General features: G+C 57.3%; 16 protein-coding genes and 1 other RNA gene. 9 read left to right on the forward strand and 8 right to left on the reverse strand.

Translation table 11 applies throughout. The features are described 5' to 3' along the window. The first annotated feature begins 105 nt into the window (after positions 1-105). Positions 106-5856 (forward strand): LPD38 domain-containing protein, encoded by a 5751-nt coding sequence (locus GWQ22_RS18185; RefSeq protein ID WP_275931182.1) that lies wholly within the window; start codon positions 106-108, stop codon positions 5854-5856. 64 nt (positions 5857-5920) lie between these two features. Beyond that, positions 5921-6124: a hypothetical protein gene (locus GWQ22_RS18190; RefSeq protein ID WP_275931183.1), complete on the forward strand. Its 204-nt coding sequence runs from the start codon at positions 5921-5923 to the stop codon at positions 6122-6124. 490 nt (positions 6125-6614) lie between these two features. On the opposite strand, the gene ssrA is transcribed toward GWQ22_RS18190, so the two are convergent. Beyond that, positions 6615-6974: a transfer-messenger RNA gene (ssrA, locus tag GWQ22_RS18195) on the reverse strand. A 122-nt stretch (positions 6975-7096) separates the two neighbouring features. Further along, positions 7097-7585: an SsrA-binding protein SmpB gene (gene smpB, locus GWQ22_RS18200; protein ID WP_042036966.1), complete on the reverse strand. Its 489-nt coding sequence runs from the start codon at positions 7583-7585 to the stop codon at positions 7097-7099. A gap of 157 nt (positions 7586-7742) precedes the next feature. Between smpB and GWQ22_RS18205 the strand changes: the two genes are divergently transcribed. Continuing rightward, the gene (locus GWQ22_RS18205) at positions 7743-8177 is read left to right on the forward strand and encodes an SRPBCC family protein (protein ID WP_042036964.1); all 435 of its coding nucleotides are present in this window, start codon (positions 7743-7745) and stop codon (positions 8175-8177) included. After that, entirely contained in the window at positions 8170-8529 is a 360-nt protein-coding gene (locus GWQ22_RS18210; RefSeq protein WP_275931184.1) for an RnfH family protein, read from the forward strand. Before GWQ22_RS18205 ends, GWQ22_RS18210 begins: the two co-directional genes overlap by 8 nt. A gap of 93 nt (positions 8530-8622) precedes the next feature. On the opposite strand, the gene GWQ22_RS18215 is transcribed toward GWQ22_RS18210, so the two are convergent. The 3 genes from GWQ22_RS18215 to yiaY form a co-directional block, all read right to left on the reverse strand. Beyond that, positions 8623-9258, reverse strand: coding sequence for an NAD(P)H-binding protein (locus GWQ22_RS18215; RefSeq protein ID WP_275931185.1), 636 nt, complete (start codon positions 9256-9258; stop codon positions 8623-8625). A 160-nt stretch (positions 9259-9418) separates the two neighbouring features. Continuing rightward, positions 9419-9757 carry an outer membrane protein assembly factor BamE gene (bamE, locus tag GWQ22_RS18220; RefSeq protein ID WP_042036960.1) on the reverse strand — a complete coding sequence of 113 codons (339 nt, stop codon included), beginning with the start codon at positions 9755-9757 and terminating at the stop codon, positions 9419-9421. A gap of 135 nt (positions 9758-9892) precedes the next feature. Next, the gene (yiaY, locus tag GWQ22_RS18225; protein ID WP_275931186.1) at positions 9893-11044 is read right to left on the reverse strand and encodes an L-threonine dehydrogenase; all 1152 of its coding nucleotides are present in this window, start codon (positions 11042-11044) and stop codon (positions 9893-9895) included. A gap of 380 nt (positions 11045-11424) precedes the next feature. Here yiaY and udp point away from each other — a divergent pair, with 380 nt between their 5' ends. Then, the gene (gene udp, locus GWQ22_RS18230; RefSeq protein ID WP_042036957.1) at positions 11425-12180 is read left to right on the forward strand and encodes a uridine phosphorylase; all 756 of its coding nucleotides are present in this window, start codon (positions 11425-11427) and stop codon (positions 12178-12180) included. 154 nt (positions 12181-12334) lie between these two features. Here udp and GWQ22_RS18235 read toward each other — a convergent pair whose 3' ends face one another. Beyond that, positions 12335-13063: an RluA family pseudouridine synthase gene (locus tag GWQ22_RS18235; RefSeq protein ID WP_275931187.1), complete on the reverse strand. Its 729-nt coding sequence runs from the start codon at positions 13061-13063 to the stop codon at positions 12335-12337. A 226-nt stretch (positions 13064-13289) separates the two neighbouring features. On the opposite strand from GWQ22_RS18235, the gene rihA reads away from it, so the two are divergent. Together rihA and GWQ22_RS18245 are read left to right on the forward strand one after the other, a co-directional pair. Beyond that, positions 13290-14225, forward strand: coding sequence for a pyrimidine-specific ribonucleoside hydrolase RihA (gene rihA, locus GWQ22_RS18240; RefSeq protein WP_275931188.1), 936 nt, complete (start codon positions 13290-13292; stop codon positions 14223-14225). Positions 14226-14258: 33 nt separating this feature from the next. Then, on the forward strand, positions 14259-14729 hold the full coding sequence (locus GWQ22_RS18245; RefSeq protein ID WP_275931189.1) for a hypothetical protein: 471 nt from the start codon (positions 14259-14261) through the stop codon (positions 14727-14729). A gap of 178 nt (positions 14730-14907) precedes the next feature. Here the strand turns inward: GWQ22_RS18245 and GWQ22_RS18250 are convergent, their stop codons facing one another. Together GWQ22_RS18250 and GWQ22_RS18255 are read right to left on the reverse strand one after the other, a co-directional pair. Continuing rightward, entirely contained in the window at positions 14908-15204 is a 297-nt protein-coding gene (locus GWQ22_RS18250) for a winged helix-turn-helix domain-containing protein (RefSeq protein WP_042036953.1), read from the reverse strand. After that, positions 15201-15731 (reverse strand): DUF1523 family protein, encoded by a 531-nt coding sequence (locus tag GWQ22_RS18255; RefSeq protein WP_042036952.1) that lies wholly within the window; start codon positions 15729-15731, stop codon positions 15201-15203. The genes GWQ22_RS18250 and GWQ22_RS18255 overlap by 4 nt, the downstream gene beginning before the upstream one ends. 484 nt (positions 15732-16215) lie before the next feature. On the opposite strand from GWQ22_RS18255, the gene GWQ22_RS18260 reads away from it, so the two are divergent. Both GWQ22_RS18260 and GWQ22_RS18265 read left to right on the forward strand, forming a co-directional pair. Then, positions 16216-16848 (forward strand): LysE family translocator, encoded by a 633-nt coding sequence (locus GWQ22_RS18260; protein ID WP_108535530.1) that lies wholly within the window; start codon positions 16216-16218, stop codon positions 16846-16848. Between the two features lie 284 nt (positions 16849-17132). Beyond that, positions 17133-17813 carry an N-acetylmuramoyl-L-alanine amidase-like domain-containing protein gene (locus GWQ22_RS18265; protein WP_275931190.1) on the forward strand — a complete coding sequence of 227 codons (681 nt, stop codon included), beginning with the start codon at positions 17133-17135 and terminating at the stop codon, positions 17811-17813. Positions 17814-17927 lie beyond the last annotated feature (114 nt).

Consider the following 17927-nt stretch of genomic DNA (forward strand, 5'->3'; position numbering starts at 1 on the left):
CCGCACGATGAAGAGCAAAAGTTAGCATGATCGTTACCATGTTCGGGAGTCACATAGGAGATCAGATCCTGGAAATCGGGAAAAGTGCCAATCAGTTCACAATATTTGTGTATAAGAGTCAGGGTCGAGGCGTTTAAGCGTTGGCTCAGTGACGGTGATACCACCAAGCCTGCGGTGGCTGGCAAGACCGAGCCACAGAGCAAGATCGCAGATTTTGGCGAGAAGATTGGTGGGGCACGCAAGGATAGCTGGACGGCGTACCGCGACACCGTCGAAGGGGATACCGCTGTGCAGATCAAGGCGCTGCCTCTCTCCAAGGCATGGCCGGCACCAGACTACGACAAGCTGATAGAGTCAGGAGTGGATCGTCATGCCGTTGCCATTGCCAGGGCCGCTCGTGACGCGATCCCTGCCAAGCCTCGGGTCAGCTATAAGGTTGGTAACTGGGCACAGGCCGTGAAGTTGCTGCGTGACCTGTCTCTTGGCCTGATGGATGGCACTGTTGATGCGGATACGGCAAAACGAGTGATGTCCAGCACTAGTCTGCGCAGTGCTCATGCTATTCATCACAGGGCAGATCTCTATGTGGCGGTTGGCCACCAACGAAGTCTGGCCGATCTTTCCCTCAGTCTGGGCAGTTACAGCCTCTATGAGGGGGTGAAGTACAACCCACCCAAGGGTATTTGGACCCTTAGCCGAGAAAGTAAATCGAGTGTCTTTGGCAACTGGCCGAGAACCATTGCATCAGGGGCGAGCAAGGCGGAAGTGATTACTGCGTTCAAGCATCGCTATGACCAATTGACGCAATCAGGCAGTAAACCCAAAGCCATTTCGTTCGCCATCTACAGTCGCCGTAATGGCCAAGATTGGATCGTTGGGAAGAAAGTGGGCCGCAACCACCTGGACCTGACAGAGGCGTTTAATAACGTCAGTGATGCCAGAAAGTATCGGGATGACCACTATGACGAGCTGGTCAGCAAGCTGGAAAAGGCCAAGGAGATCCCACATGAACGCCGTGATATCAACTTGCCTCGAGTGGGTGAAGACATGCGCGGTGGTGCTGACGTCACCCCTGAGCTGTTTGGGGAAGCATTTGGTTTTCGTGGGGTGGAGTTTGGCAACTGGGTGGAGCAGGGGCGTCGTCAGCGGGACTTGAACCATGCCTACGATGCATTGATGGATATGGCGGCGGTACTGGGGATCTCGCCCAAGGCTCTGTCGCTCAATGGTGAGCTGGGGCTGGCGTTCGGCGCTAGGGGCTCTGGTGGGGTTAATCCTGCTGCTGCACATTACGAGCACGGTAAGGTGGTGATCAACCTCACCAAGATGAATGGGGCCGGTTCATTGGGTCATGAGTGGTGGCATGCGCTTGATGGCTACTTTGCCAGAATCCGTGGCCAACCAGGTGACATGATGACCGAGGCTCTGGATGTATCTTTGGCGGCTAGGGAGAGCCCATTTATCCATCGTGGTGACGTGCGCAAAGAGATGATCAAGGCGTTTGGTGCTGTTAACCGGGCCATCAAGCAGACTGCGCTCAAGGAGCGGTCTCGCAAGCTCGATGACAGGCGTAGCAAGGCGTATTGGACCACTGACAGAGAGCTAAGCGCCCGGGCGTTCGAGTCGTATCTGATAGCCAAGCTGCAAGATCAGAGTGCTAGTAACGATTACCTGGCCAATATCGTGAGTGAGGCGTCATGGGATGCAGAAGCGGCGCTGGGGATGCGGCTTGATGAGAGTTATCCCTACCCGACCGCCGGGGAGGTTCCTGCCATCCGTGCTGGTTTTGATCAGTTTTTTGACGCCATTGAAGAGCGTGAGGAGGGGGCGCACCGGATCCTGTTTTCCAAGCAGGCCATGGCGCAAGGCGACAAGCCAGCTAAGCACCTGACCCAGAAAGAGGCGGAGCTGGTCACCAAGTTATGGTTCAAGCAGTACCAGGGGGCAAGTGGCATTGATGTGCAGATCCATGCCACTCAGGTTGAACTAGAGCAGTCCCTGGGACTGGATGCCAAGGATGGACTGATCCGACGTGCGGCATTTGATGACAGCTCCAGCACCCTGCATGTGGCCGCAGACACCATCGCCAATCCCCAGAGGATGCGCGAGATCCTACGTCATGAGGTGCTGGCCCATTATGGATTGGCCAACGTACTGGGCGGTGGTGAATACACCAAGCTGATGAGTCGCCTGATCCAGTCCAAGAAAGATCCAAGTATGAAGGAGGTATGGGACTGGGTTAATACCCATTATGCAGATGAGGACATTGGCACTCAGGCTGAGGAAGTTGTTGCCCACATCGCCGAGCTTGAGCAGAACGCTTGGCAGCGCGGTTGGGACAAAGTGCTGTCATGGGTGAAACAGGCCCTGCGCGCCGTTGGTTTTGTACCCGAGGGTATTACTGCTGCTGAGACACGCAGCCTAATCGAGGGGCTTGGCAAGAAACTGAAGCGCCCCGATGCCAGTAGCATTGGCGCTGATGGCGATGGGTTGTGGTTCAGTGCTGAACGCTCGCCCTGGCAAGAGGGATTCCCCGAGGTCATTTTGCACGGCCGGTTGGGTGATGCGACCAGCAATCCTGATTATGAGGCTGCCAAAGGTGGCGATGATGCCGCCGCGCGGAGACTGGTTAGCAAGGTGTTATCACCGGATGCAATTAGGCAACTCAAAGCGGTGATTGGCGATAGAGAGGCGATTGCCTTGGGTGTGCATGCTGAGGAGGCGGTGAGTCGTAATGCAATTCCGCAAGCGATGGCTGACCTGCTAGGCAAAGTTCTGGGGATAGAGGTCAGTGTGGATATCGTTCAAGCTGCTAAGGTAGGGCGAACGGCGCAGAATGGGTTTGGTCGGTTGGCCTTACAGCCAGGGTTTGATGGCAAAGTGCGAACAGACAAGCCTTATCTCATTATGGACGATACCCTAACCCAAGGGGGAACCTTGGCTAACCTCAAGGGGTACATTGAGAATCGAGGTGGGGAGGTGCTTGCTGCAACTGCATTGACCGGCAAGCAGTATTCCGCCAAAATTGCCATAGATAGCTCAACCCTTGAGCAATTAAGAGAACAGTATGGCGGCACAGGTCTTGAAGCGTGGTGGCAAAACCGATTCAGCTACGGCTTTGACTCCCTCACCGAGTCAGAAGGTAGATACATCCTTCGTGCCCAGGATGCTGACAAAATCAGAGATAGAATCGTTGCGGCAGGATATGCGGCGCCGGCACGAGGCGAACATGAAAGCCCTCGAGACCATGGATCTCTCCCACCTGATGGTCTGAAATTTAGCCAAACCAATACCGTCGCCGATAAGGCGATGGAAAAGCTCAATCTGGGCCCCAAGCCTGACATCATTGATAACACCAAAGCCAACCTTGCCAAGCTGCGATCTGTAGATCGTGGAGTGGTCCAGTCATGGGTTGACCGCTTCATCAAAAAAGCCAATACCGAAGTGCTCGATGCCTTGGCTCCCATCAAGTATGCAGAGCAAGCCGCAGGCATTGCGGACGCAGCCGACTCTGGCTATATCGCTGCACGGATGGCCACCGGTGCAGCCTCCACCATGCAGGCGACCATGCTCTATGGTTTGCCGGAATGGAAAGATGGGGTGATCCAGCGCAAAGCCGGAACCGGGGAGAAGGATGCGTTGCTGGGGATCTTCTCTGACCTGGGGACCGACCTGCACAATTGGCTTGGCTGGATGGCCGGTCACCGGGCTGAAATCCTGCTGAGACAGGGGCGTGAGAACCTGCTTGATGCCAATGACATCGCAGCGCTGAAAGGCGTTGGCAATGGCAAAGAGGCCAAATTTATCGAGGTGAAGTCCCGTTGGAATCGCCTCAATGCCGCGACGCTGGATCTGGCGCAAGAGGCTGGGCTCTTTACCGCGGAGGCGCGGGCCGAGTTCGAGAGCGAATGGTATATCCCCTTCTTCCGAGAGTCGGAGGATGGCGATGTTATCGCCCCCTTCAAGCCGAAGGGGATCGCCAACCAGAACGCCGGGATCAAGAAGCTTAAGGGCGGTGAGGCCAACACCAACGATCTGCTCGAGAACATCTTCACCAGTACCAGTAAACTGATCGATGCCTCCATGAAGAACATGGCGGCACAAAAGATCGTCTGGAACTTGGCGGATACCGGTCTCATCAAGGTGGTGGCCAAGCCAAATTTGATGGACTGGCGGGCCCTCAAGAACGGCAAGGACCTGATCACCGTCAAGCTGGAAGGGGAGGACTACATACTCCGGGTAGAGGATCCTGACCTTTACCGTGCCATGACCTTCTTCGACCGTCAGTCGTTCGGTGCCCTGGTTAATGTAGCAGCCAAGGCCAAGCGCCTGCTGACGGCCGGTGTCACTGCATCTCCCGAGTTCATGCTGCGCAACTTCTTGCGCGACTCACTCTCCAGCTGGGTGATCAGCAAGGATGGCTTCAAGCCAGTGATCGACTCCATCAAGGGGGTGAGGAAAACCCTGGCCATGGATGGCAGCACCATCGATGTGATGTTTAGTGGTGCCAGCTTCCTTGGTGGCTACGTCAACGGCAATGACCCCACCGCCATGGCTGACACGGTGCGCAAGTCGCTGCGTCGCAAGGGGATGACGCCAGAGCAGATCGCCAAGTATGAGAAGTCCATCATCCGCAATGCAGCCCATGCCAAAGGCGTGGTGGCTAACGCATGGGAGAAGTACAACAGGCTTGGTGAGGGATTGGAGAATGCCAACCGTGAGGCGGTCTATGACGCCGCCATCAAGGCAGGCAAGAGTCACGCGCAGGCCGCCTTTGAATCGAAGGACCTGATGGACTTCTCCATGCTGGGTGCTGCTCGTGCCATTCAAGGGGCGGCCATGGTGCTGCCGTTCTTCAATGCCCGCCTTCAGGGGCTGGGCAAGCTGACCCGAGAGCTGCGTGACAACCCGCGCGAGATTGCCAAGCGCGCTGGCATGATCACGGCCATGTCGCTCGGCCTGCTTGCTGCCAACTGGGACGATGAGCGGTACGAGGCACTGCCAGATTGGGACAAAGATACCAACTGGCACTTCTTCATTGGGGATCAGCACTTCCGGATCCCTAAACCGTTCGAGATTGGGGTGATGTTCGGCACCATTCCCGAGCGTATGGTGCGAGCCCTGGGAGACAAAGACACCGGCGCCCAGTTCGGCAAGGCGGTGGCCCGGGCGGTCGGCGATACCTTTGCCCTCAACCCAACTCCCCAACTGGTCAAGCCGATGGTTGAGGCCGCCTTTAACTATGACAGCTTCCGAGGTGGGCCAATCGATGGCCCCCAGGATATGGCTGTGCGTGCCGAGGCCCGTTACAACGAGCAGACCAGCTTGCTGATGCGCGAGCTTGGTGAGCTATCAGGTTTTTCTCCCAAGCAGCTGGAGCACCTGCTCATCGGCTACACCGGCACCATGGGTAGTTACGTGATGGCTGCTGCAGACGGGTTGATCCGGGCTAGCCGCCCTGGTGAGTCAGCCAGTTGGCGCGGCGATGAGATCCCACTGGTCAAGGCGGTATACCGGGGCTCTGGCCCGGCGAAATCGACCCAGCATATGGAAGAGTTCTACCGGATGCTCAACGAGGTTAATCAACTCAAGCGCACCGTGGATCAGTATCGAAGCGAAGGGCTGACCGATAAGGCCAGCGAATTGTTAGAGGAGCAGGGCGGGATACTCAAATCGCGCCGTAACCTGAGCCGAACCCAGCAACAAGTAAGGGTCGTGCGTAACAAGATAGAGTTGATCCAGCGAGACAGGATCCTGGATGCAGAGGAAAAGCGAAGGCGCATTGATGAATTACTAGCCCGCAGGAATGACTTGGTGTTCCAAGCGGTAAACCATAACCGGCAGAACTGGGAGTAGCGCAATAGCGGCCCTGGTTGAGCTGTATTCACGGGGATAGGGTGGAGGTTTTGAGGACTCGACCATGTGGATACTGCTTGCGCTCGGATGTATGGTGCTGGCGCTCAAGACATTTAGTTTCAGCTTCACGTTGGCATTGATCCCGTTCGCCTTGGGGTATTGGTGTTTCAGCAGATCCGATAGGGAGAGCCTGGATAACTTTATGGCCTTTGGTTTCATGCTGATCCTGATAGGCTTTGTTGTGCTATTTGTCATTAGCTTCTGGTGATACTTTGGTCACGGTTTAGACAAAGATAGGCGGCGAATGAGGAGGGGGTGGTTAATTTTAATACAATGCAGAAGTGAATGGTGATAGGGTCCCAATTGCACTGTATATTCATACAGTGTCTCACAGTCGAGAGATTGAGAGGAGACCTGGGGGACCACAGGATGGAATTAATACTGGCGGAGCTTGAAGTGTACTTGGAGGAAGTAGATCTGACACTGCAGGAGCGGGATACAATCGCGCGCATTCTTGAAAGGCTTCGTGATGAAGTCACTGCGTTGTAACGCGGAAGGATTCGGATTAGCCCGCCACAGTGCGGGCTTTTTGATGTCTTCGATAGTGAAAAAGAAAAAAGCCTGCATTTCTGCAGGCTTTCTAAATCTTGGATCACCAGTGGATCATTTTGGTTCCTGTTTCAGGCCAGCCTCTGTCGCGATGATTTCGCTAAGTGGCTGTTTTACCTCGTTTTGTCCTACCGCTGTCCTAGTTAAATTGGTGGAGCTGGGGGGATTTGAACCCCCGTCCAAAATTACTACATCCTCGGTACTACATGCTTAGTCACTCTTTACATTCGCCAACCCGCTGCGGAGAGACACGCCACGAATTGACTAGCTCGATTGGTTTTAATGCTTCCGCCCCGAGCAGGACTTCCACACGATCCTGTGAAGGATGACCTTCCGATTCCCTAGGACACAGGCAAGCTAGGGTAGAAGGGCTCAGCGCAGGTTATTAAGCTGCGAGTGCGTAGTTTTCGTCGTTTGCGACTATTTTTTTGCGGTTTGTTAACGAGGCCTACCGCACCTCGGCATGCACCTTGGGTTTCGTGAATCTTGTCGAATCCAGAATCAGCCCCAAGTTGTCAAAGTCGATTGTACGCAAAAATCCTGTCATGGCAAGGCGTTGATAGCAATCGACCGGCCTGGACCGGTCGATTGCTGGTTTATTGGACGCCGCATGGCTGCATGCGGCGCACAATCAGCCGCGATGCTTGTTTTTCATGATGCGGGCTTTCTCCCGATCCCATTCGCGGGCCTTGGTGTCTTCCCGTTTGTCGTGCTCTTTCTTGCCTTTGACCAGGCCGATCTCGACCTTGACCCAGCACTCTTTCCAGTAGAGCGCCAGCGGCACTATGGTGTACCCCTGACGGGCGGTCAGGCTCTCCAGCTTGTCGAGTTCACGGCGGCTCAGCAGGAGCTTGCGGGTGCGGGTCGGATCACACACCACGTGGCTGGAGGCGGCGTTCAGTGGCAGGAAAGTGGAGCCGAACAGGAAGGCCTCGCCCTGCAAGAAGATGACATAGGCTTCGCTGATGTTGGCCTTGCCCGCCCGCAGGGATTTGACTTCCCACCCTTGCAGGGACAGACCGGCTTCCACGCGCTCTTCGATGAAGTACTCGTGGCGGGCGGTTCTGTTGAGTGCAATGGTGCTGGACCCGGCTTTGTTTTTACTGTTCTTTTTGCTCATGACGGGCGCCTTTGGCAATGATTAGGAAGGCGCATTATACGTGGGTGGCGGCGGCTGTAAAACGCGCAACTGCTCGAGTGGCGGCTTTATGAGCGGTTTTGGGGATGATCTTGGCCGACAAGGTGATAAAATCGGCCCGATTGGATGAGGAAAGCCCATGCCCCGTATTACTCGCAGTGCCCTGGTGATGTTCAGCGCAGAACAAATGTTCAGGCTGGTCAATGATGTTCACGCTTATCCGGAGTTTCTGCCCGGTTGTGTCGGCAGCCGTGTCCACGAGACAGGCGATGACTATATGACTGCCTCGGTCGATGTGGCCAAGGCGGGGATTGCCAAGACGTTTACCACCCGCAACCGGCTCGATGCCAACCGGCAGATCAAGATGGAACTGGTGGAGGGCCCCTTCAGCAAGCTGGCTGGCTGGTGGACCTTTACGCCGCTGGATGTGGATGCCTGCAAGGTCGAATTCGACCTCGATTTTGAGTTCACCTCCAAGCTGATCGAGCTGGCATTTGGCCAGATTTTCCGCGACCTGGTGGGCTCCATGGTGCTTGCCTTCTCCAACCGCGCCAAGGTGGTGTACGGTGTCTGATCTGCTCAATATCGACGTGGTGTATGCCTTGCCCGAGCGCCAGACTGTGCTGCGCATCCGGGTTGCTCCCGCCACCAGCGTGCTGGCCGCCATCGAGCAGTCCGGCATAGTGCAGAAGCACCCGGAGATCGATCTGTCGGTCAACAAGTTCGGCATCTACAGTCGGCCGGTCAAGGGGGCTGACCTGCTGCAGGACGGGGATCGCATCGAGATCTACCGCTCGCTCATCGCCGATCCGAAAGAGATGCGCAAGAAGCGGGCCGAGAAGGCCAAGGAAGAGGGCCGTGCCGATGCGGTGACCGGCGGGCGGCCCAATGCCAACCGCAAGCGAGGGGACACAGATCCGGCCTGATGCCGCACTCTGGAGTAAAAAGGCGCCTTGGCGCCTTTTTTGATCTGTTTTTCTGTTGAGTCGTCACCAACTCGGTTCAGCGGCAGAGCGCTGTCACATCCCGTGCAGCCGCTCGTTTTCCACCACCTCAACGCCACCCTCCTGCTGGCTGAGCACTATCATGGCGTGGGCTACCTGGCTGGCGTCGATGGCGCGCCAGCGGCGCAACTTGCCAACCAGCAGGGGGCGCAGCAGCGGATAGAACGCCTGTAAGCATTGCTCCGACAGGCGCGGCGGCTGGCGGTTGCCGAGCAGCATGGCGGGGCGCACTATGGCGAGCCGTGGCCAGGCTTGTGTCAGCAGCGCCAGTTCCATCTGCCCCTTGGTGCGGGGATAGAGGGCCGGCGAGTGTGGATTGGCCCCCAGACTCGAGACGACGATAAGACGCTGGCAGCCGTGGCGGCGAGCGAGTGCCGCGAAGGCCAGCACATAGTCGTGATCGATCCGGCGAAACGCCTCGTCGGACCCCGCCTGCTTGCGGGTGGTGCCGAGGCAGCAGAAGGCGATGTCGACCGGATCGGGCAGGCTGAGTTCCGCCAGTTGTTCGAAGTCGGCCGGCAGCCAGTGATGTTGGGAGCGGGGATCACCCGCCTGGCGACAGAGCAGGGTCAGTGAGTGAGCGGGGTCGAGTTGACGGAGCAGTTCCCGGCCAATCAGCCCGCTGGCCCCGGCGATCAGGATCTGGCTCATGGGTGCCTCCCTGCTTCAACGGGGGCCGCCAGCGCCTGGTCATCAAGCCGTCCGCTGGGATGGGGATGTCGGAGCTGGTTCATGGAGGTTTCCTCGCGAAGATGGGATGGCGGTGGCCACATAAAACAAAACCGGCACGGGGCCGGTTTTGTGAATGCGATCAGAGCGGTGTGTGGAAGGCCGCTGGCAACGGGAAGTCGCCGGTGACCGTGGCCAATTTTTCGTTGGCGAAGGTCAGGGTGAGCTCCCTGCGCTCCTTTTCGCCACGACCCGGCTGGAATTCATAGAGGTAATACCAGGTGTTCGGGTCAAAGGCATCGCGCAGCATGGCGGAACCCAGCACGAACTCGACCTGTTCGCGGGTCATGCCCTGGCGCAGTTTGTCGACCTGTTTTTGTTCCACATAGTTGCCCTGGGGAATATCGATGCGATAGACCAGGCTGCAACCGGACAGGGTGAGGGCGGTCAGGGCCGCGGCAATCAGGTGTTTCATCCGCATATCGAGTTCAGATCATCCATTCAAGTCTTTTTAAGCTCGGCAAATCATACCGGCTCCCTCTGCGGAAGTAAAAAGCCATTGATCCATCAGCCAATAAAAAGGGCCGCCGTGCGACCCTTTCTGCCTGATGGCGGTTTACAGGGCGGCGCGGAAGATGGCGACTATCTCCTCATGGCTTGCCTGTTTCGGGTTGGTGAAGCCGCAGGCATCTTTCAGGGCGTTGCTGGCCAGGATATCGAAGTCATCGGCCTTGACGCCGAGCTGCGCCAGACCAGCCGGGATCTTCACATCCAGCGCCAGCTGCTTGATGGCGGCAATCGCCGCATCGGCGCCCTGCTCGTCGTTCATGGCGCTCACGTCCACCCCCAGGTAGCGGGCCACCTCTTTCAGGCGGGCGGCGCTCACTTGCGCGTTGTAAGCCTGAACGTGGGGCAGCAGCACGGCGTTGCAGACCCCGTGGGGCAGGTCATAGAAGCCACCCAGCTGGTGCGCCATGGCGTGCACGTAACCCAGGCTTGCGTTGTTGAAGGCCATGCCAGCCAGGAACTGGGCGTAAGCCATTTGCTCGCGGGCATGCAGATCGTCGCCCTGGTTGACCGCGGTGCGCAGGTGCTTGGCGATGAGCTGGATCGCCATGATGGCGCTGGCATCGGTCACCGGGGTGGCGATGGTGGAGACATACGCCTCAATGGCGTGGGTCAGGGCATCCATGCCGGTGGCGGCGGTGAGACCGGCCGGTTTGGCCAGCATCAGCTCGGGATCGTTGACCGACATCAGCGGGGTAACGTGCTTGTCGATGATGGCCATTTTCACGTGGCGCGCGTCGTCGGTGATGATGCAGAAGCGGGTCATCTCGGAGGCGGTACCGGCAGTGGTGTTGATGGCGATGAGCGGCAACTGCGGCTTGGCGGAGCGATCCACCCCTTCATAATCCTGGATGCTGCCCCCGTTGGCGGCGACCAGGGCGATGCCCTTGGCGCAGTCATGGGGCGAGCCACCCCCCAGCGAGATGACGCAGTCGCAGCCGTTGGCCTTGATCATGGCCAGACCTGATTCGACGTTGGCCATGGTGGGGTTCGGCTTGGTTTCGTCGAACACCACGCTTTCAATGCCATGTTCAGCCAAGAGTGCGGTGAGTTTGGCAACCACGCCGATCTGGTTGAGGATTTTATCGGTGACGATCAGCGCCTTGCGATAGCCGTAACCCTTGATATCGGCGGCGGCCTCTTGCAGACAGCCGGCCCCCATCAGGTTGATTGCGGGGATGTAGAACTTGAATGTCGCCATGATGGACTCCCTATAGTTAGCCATTTAGTGGTAATTGGTGGTTAAGCTACCATCATGGGAGGGATACAAAAGCATCTTGTTTACAACTTTACGGGGTCGATCACGAGTCGTTAATTAAGCGCTGAACCAGGCTTGACTTTCCCTGTCGTGATCAGTTTGCAGAAAAACGTTTTTCAAGAAATTCATCAAGTTAGCAAACGTTTTGCGCGGAGTTTGTGACTGTCAATGCGTGGAAGTGTGAGGCGCTTCAAGGAATTGGAAAGCGCTTTCGACCATAGTTGGCGCCTCCCCTAAAGAGGGGGAAAGGCTTGAAAGTATCATGAAGAATCATCTTAACTTGCGCCCTGACCCTGCTGGCAGGGGGCAACCAGGAGTCCACTATGTCTGATGTATTTCACTTGGGTTTGAAGAAAGCGGATCTGCAAGGCGCCACCTTGGCGATCGTTCCCGGTGACCCCGAGCGCGTCAAGCGCATCGCAGAGCTGTTGGATAACCCGGTGCACCTGGCCAGCCATCGTGAATTCACTACCTGGCGCGGTGAGATGGACGGCAAGGCCGTGATCATCTGCTCTACCGGTATCGGTGGCCCGTCCACCTCCATCGCGGTTGAAGAGCTGGCTCAGTTGGGTATCAATACCTTCCTGCGTATCGGCACCACAGGTGCCATCCAGCCGCACCTGAATGTGGGTGACGTGATCGTGACTACCGGTTCCGTGCGCCTTGACGGTGCCAGCCTGCACTTTGCACCGATGGAGTTCCCGGCCGTGGCCGACTTCGACTGCACTACCGCGCTGGTCAACACAGCTAAAGAGATGGGCTCCAAGCTGCACATCGGTGTGACTGCCTCTTCCGATACCTTCTACCCGGGTCAGGAGCGTTACGACACCGTATCCGGCCGCGTAGTGAGCCGTTTCCAGGGTTCCATGAAAGAGTGGCAAGCCATGGGCGTGCTGAACTATGAGATGGAATCTGCCACCCTGCTGACCATGTGCACCAGCCAGGGCCTGCGTGCCGGTATGGTGGCTGGCGTTATCGTCAACCGTACCCAGCAGGAAATCCCGAACGCCGAGACCATGGCAAAAACTGAATCTGATGCCATCAAGATCGCATTGGGCGCTGCCCGCAAGCTGATCTGATAGCAGCTCTTGATACAAGAGCACCGAGTGGGGGGTGGGGGCCGTTGCGAAAGCGCGGCCCCTATCTTTATCTGCCGTTTGCCCCTTTTCCTCTCCTGTCACCCCTTTCACTATTCCCGCCACACTCGCGCTTATTGCCATCTACTCACTGCACCTAAAAAGGCGCAGCGCAGCGGATCTGCATCGGCTCGCCGCTCACCGGATGAGTAAAATCCAGTTCGCTGGCGTGCAGCATCAGCCGCGGTGCCTGTTCGCAGCCAGGCAAGAGCAGGCCGCCATAGAGATCGCAGCCGAGGATGGGATGCCCCAGCAGCTGGCTGTGGATCCGCAGTTGATGGGTACGGCCGGTCTGCGGCACTAACCGCACCCGTGTCAATGGCACGGTTTGACCCTGCATCTGCTGCGCCAGCCGCTCAATCACCTGATAGCGGGAGCGGGCGGGTTTGCCGCTGGCGGCGCAGATCTTCATCAGCGGGAAAATCGCCGGATCCTTGGCGATAGGCGCGTCTATCACCCCCTCATCGTCAGCCAGATGGCCGCACAGCAGGGCGCTGTAGGCCTTGCTCACCGCCCGCTGGCTGAACTGCTGGCAGAGCAGGGCATTGATGGCCTTGTTTTTGGCCACCACCATGATGCCTGAGGTGCCAAAGTCGAGGCGATGCACCAGGGTGCAACCGGGGTAATCCTGCACCAGCCGATAATGAACCGAGTCGAAGTTCAGCGGGTTCTTGCCCGAGAGGCTCAGCAGGCCGCTTGGCTTGTTGATCAGCAGCAGATGATCATCCTCAAACAGCGTCTCAATGGCGGCACTGCAGGGTGGGGCGATAAAGGTGTCGACGATAACAGACATAGGGCGCACGGGCTGGAAACGGGGGGCGATCATACCCGAACTGGCGCAGCCCGGCGAATGGGCCGTGTGGATTGCCTAATGGGGTGAACGAGATAGCCCTGTTCAACCATTTGATAATGAACTGGTTAAATAACACCACGGTTGGCAATGCATGGCTGTTTGGAAACGAACAAGGCCCCGTTTTGTGACCCCTTCCCGAGTTCATCCGAAGCTTGCTTGTTAAGGTATGGCTCCCTGTTATGTTGTAAGGACCCTTTCCATGGCTCTGCCCGTTATTCTCGATTGTGATCCCGGCCATGACGACGCCATTGCCCTCATTCTGGCGCTGGCCAGCCCCGAACTTAACGTGCTTGCTGTCACCACCAGTGCGGGCAACCAGACGCCGGACAAGACCCTCAACAATGCCCTGCGCATCCTGACCCTGCTGGGGCGGGACGATATTCCGGTGGCGGCGGGGGCGCCCAAACCGCTGGCCCGCGCGCTGATTATCGCCGACAACGTCCACGGCGAGTCGGGTCTTGATGGCCCCACACTGCCGGATCCCGCTTTTGCGCCGCAGGCCATGACGGGGCTCGAATTGATGGCCAAGTGTTTGCGCAAGAGCCCGGCGCCCGTGACCCTGGTGCCGACGGGCCCGCTCACCAATATCGCCTTGCTGCTGGCGGCCCACCCGGAGCTCAAACCAAACATTGCCCGCATCGTATTGATGGGGGGCGCTGCGGGGGCAGGTAACTGGACTCCGGCGGCGGAATTCAATATTTATGTCGACCCACAAGCGGCCGATATGGTGTTCAAGTCAGGCATCCCCATCACCATGTGTGGCCTTGATGTGACCCATGAGGCACAGGTGATGGATGAGGATATCGAGCGGGTGCGCGCCATCAGCAATCCGGTGGCCCAGTGCGTGGCAGGTCTGCTCGACTTTTTCATGATCTACCACCGGGACCCCAAGTGGGGATTTACCGGGGCGCCGCTGCACGATCCCTGTACCATAGCCTGGTTACTGGCCCCCGAGCTGTTCCATGGGGTCGAATGCCGGGTCGATATCGAAACCTGTGGCACACACACTACCGGTATGACGGTGGTGGATCGCTATGGCCTGACCGGCAAACCGGCTAATGCCCTGGTGTTGCAGGGACTGGATCGTTCGGGCTTTATCGACCTGCTGGTCGAGCGACTGCGGGCGTTTGGCTGACCGCCATTGCATGATTGAGAGAAGGGACGGGAAATGTACAAAGCGTCGCTGGCACTGCTGGCCGGGTTGCAATTGATGGCCTGTTCCACGCCGTTTGAATCTATGTGGCAGGGGCTGGCGACCTGCGAGCTCGATGATCTCTATCTTGATAGCGAAACCGGCGAGCCGGCCCACCCTCAGCTCAAAAATTTCACTCCCTACAAGGTGACGGACGGGTTTGCCTGGTACAAGACCCGCCAGGAGCTGCATGGCCTGCCCATCAGCGGCTTTCTCATCCCCTCGTCCACCTTCGAGGTGCATGCCCTGTTCGTGGACACCCCCATTGCCAATGCGAGAAGGCTGACTCATAACGCCTATGGCAGCGAGTTTTCCGACGAGCAGAAGCACAGCGAAGGGCTGGCTCCCCTGCTGCTGCGCGACCCCAACAACCCCAAGCGATCCATCATAGACTGCACCCAGGGTGAGGCGTTGGAGCCGCAGCCGGAAGAGCCCTTCCCGGAATAAGCTTTCCGCTATCTGCAGCGCCTTGTCCGTCCTCTCGACATAAAAAAAACAGGGGCCAGCCTCATTGGCTGGCCCCTGTTTGTCGTCCCCTCGCCAGGATCAGGAATAACCCGGCGTCTGCTTGATCGCGGTCAGTTGCGCCGTGATCCTAGCTCCTCCGGTTGCCGCGCGATAGCGCTTATGGATAACCCAGCGTCTGCTTGATCACGGGCAGTTGCGTTTTGATCCAGGCAGGGTTAATGGGCCCCCAGTCGCCTATGCGATAGTGCCCCTGTAGGTGACGTGCCCCCTCGGTCTGCTCGAAGGCGCAGCTGATGTCCAGCTCCGCCAAGGCACTTAGCGTGTCCTGGGCTGTGCGTCTGGGCATGCCGGTGGCGGCCATGATGGCCGGGATGGTGTCTGTGCCCTGACTGATCAGCCAGGCCACGTAAAGCCGTCGATAGAAGCTGGATCGTGTCTTGCTCGGCTCTGTCATATCTTGTCCTCGAGCCGGTCGAAGTAGCGCCAGGTCGCGAGGATGGCCTTGCCCATCACCAGTGCCCAGATGCCGAACCAGAACCAGCGGAAGAAGCTCCAGGTGGAGGCGTCAGGCTCTGTGCTCTCAATCTTGGTGACGTTGGGGAACATGGAAAACATGTTCACGCGCCAGCCGTAGGAGGTGATGCGCGCCAGACGCTTCTCGAACTCCATGGACTTGGCCTTGGCCTGCACATCGGCGGCATTGAACTTGAAGTAGAAGGGCCAGCCCCACTGGGTATCTTCGTTGCGAAACACGCGGATATTCTCGCCGGGCCGTTCGGTATAGATGTAATAGACGTCAGTCGTGGGGCCGTCAGCCGGGTTTTTCTGGCTGATGGGGCCATCCTTGTCGGTGCGTTTCACCTCGACCCCTGTGATGGTGGCGATGGTGTGCTCCGGCAGATAGAAGTCGAGCCAGATGGCGGAGACGAGGGCGATGAGGCCCAGGCCGATGAAGGCCGGTTTCTTGAATTTCAGCATCATGATGATCTCATGTGAGGGGGAGTGACGTGCCTCTACCATACTCACATTTGGTGGGGCGGCCCAGCCCCTAATGAAGCCACGCCATAAAAAATAGCGTTTAAAACAATGACAAGTCGACAGTGCCATGAAAATGAATGCCCCGCGAGCGGAGCCTGAGTCCGGCGTGATCGCGCAACAATGACAACTGGAACTGGGTCCGCTGTTTGTGCTGCGGCTCGGCGAGTTGTGACAGTTCGTGACTGGCGGCGACGCAGGAGAGGCCTCGGCGGCGGTGTCCTCCTTGTTGCGGGTCATGCTGGCTGTGGTTTCGTTCATGTCCGAAATGGCACCGCCTATCTCCTGCTTGCTGATCCCGGCCATGAGGATCATCAGCAGGCTGGCGAGCAGAAGCGGTATGAGAACTTGAAAACGGATAGGCAGGTTTTTCTTGTGTTAAAAGAGTGTGATAGGCAAGATTGCGGGCTTGTTACCATGGAGGTGTAGTGTGTCCGACTGGATTGATCCCGCTATTCTGGCGCTGTTTATTCCCACGTTTTTCTTTGTCTCCGTTACCCCCGGTATGTGCATGACCCTGGCGATGACTCTTGGTATGAGCCAGGGGGTGCGCCGTACCCTGCCCATGATGTGGGGAGAGCTCATCGGGGTGGGGCTGGTCTCGGTACTGTCGGTGATCGGGGTGGCGGCCGTCATGCTTAACTACCCGTCACTCTTCTCGACCTTCAAATACGTGGGCGGCGCCTATCTTATCTGGCTCGGCATCCAGATGTGGCAGGCCAAGGGCAAGATGGCCATCCCGGCGGATCTCTCGGCCGGACAGGAGACGCGTCCCCTTGCTCTGGCCATGCAGGGCTTTGTCACCGCCATCGCCAACCCCAAGGGCTGGGCTTTCATGGTTTCCCTGCTGCCCCCTTTCATCAACGCGGCCAAGCCGATGCCCCCCCAGATCAGCGCACTGGTGGCCCTGATCCTGGTCATAGAGTTCTCGTGCCTGCTGCTCTACGCCAGCGGTGGCCGCACCCTGCGTCACTTCCTCGCCAAGAGCGGCAACGTCACCCTGATGAACCGGATCGCTGGCTCCCTGATGTTTGGCGTAGGGGTCTGGCTGGCATTGGGCTGACAGTGCAGCCAGCCCATGGGAGGGGCATGAGGCCGGTGTCGTAGAGGCCGCGTCGCGGCCATGACTTGAGACGGAAATAAAACAGCCCCGGCAGTGCCGGGGCTGCTTTATTTGGTGAGAAATGGCCCAGTCAGGCCGGGCGTGGGCACATTTGCTTACATTTTTTTTTTTTTCAATCGGCGACCATTTCATCAATCTTCCATGGCATTAGATGAATATGTTTTACATGTGATGATGAGCCGAGCAATCCACGCTTTATATTTTTTGGTCAAGGACGGTAATGGATGATGAAGTTAATAGGCGTCGCGTTACTCACTTTTGCTGGTGTGGCAGTGGCCGGCAATGGAAAAAACCTGGATTTTTACAATATAGAGGAACAGCAACTCGCTGACATGTTTGCGCAGCATCAGGGTGGCACGCCAGGCCAGTCAATAAAGGATTTCTCACGTCTGTTTCTGGATAATCCCTATGTTGCCAATCGTCTGGTGGGGGCAAGTGATACCCAGGAAAAACTGGTGGTGGATTTTGGTGAGCTGGATTGCTTCACCTATCTGGATTACGTTGAGTCACTGCGGCATTCAACGAGTGTACATAATTTCATCGAGAACGTCATGCACACTCGTTACGTAAATGGTGAAGTCAACTATCTGACTAGAAAACATTTTTTCTCTGACTGGGTGCATAGTGGAAATAAAGTCAGTGATGTGACCCATCTGGTGGGAAATTATGTCGTGACTGTCCCAAAAATACTGAATCTGAAGGAGGATGGTGGCCACTACATTCCGGGGCTGGGAGTGAAGGACCGCGACATCAGCTATATTCCGGGTGATCGCGTGGATGAAGTTACCTTGAGTCTGCTGGAAGATGGCGATTATATCGGCATCTATACCAATATTACTGGTCTGGATGTGACCCATACCGGCATTTTCATTCGTGGCGAGAATGGCCCCGTTCCTGTCTCTTGATCAGATCTTGATCCCCGAAGCCATCATCTCTTTGGCGGCAATAAAGCCGTCCAGTTTACTTTGCAGTGTTTGCCAGCCTTCCCAGAGTGAGCTCCAGCCTGCAATCCCTGTTCG

Source organism: Aeromonas sp. 1HA1 (assembly GCF_029237385.1).
In the GTDB taxonomy this organism is placed as follows: Bacteria; Pseudomonadota; Gammaproteobacteria; order Enterobacterales; family Aeromonadaceae; genus Aeromonas; species Aeromonas popoffii.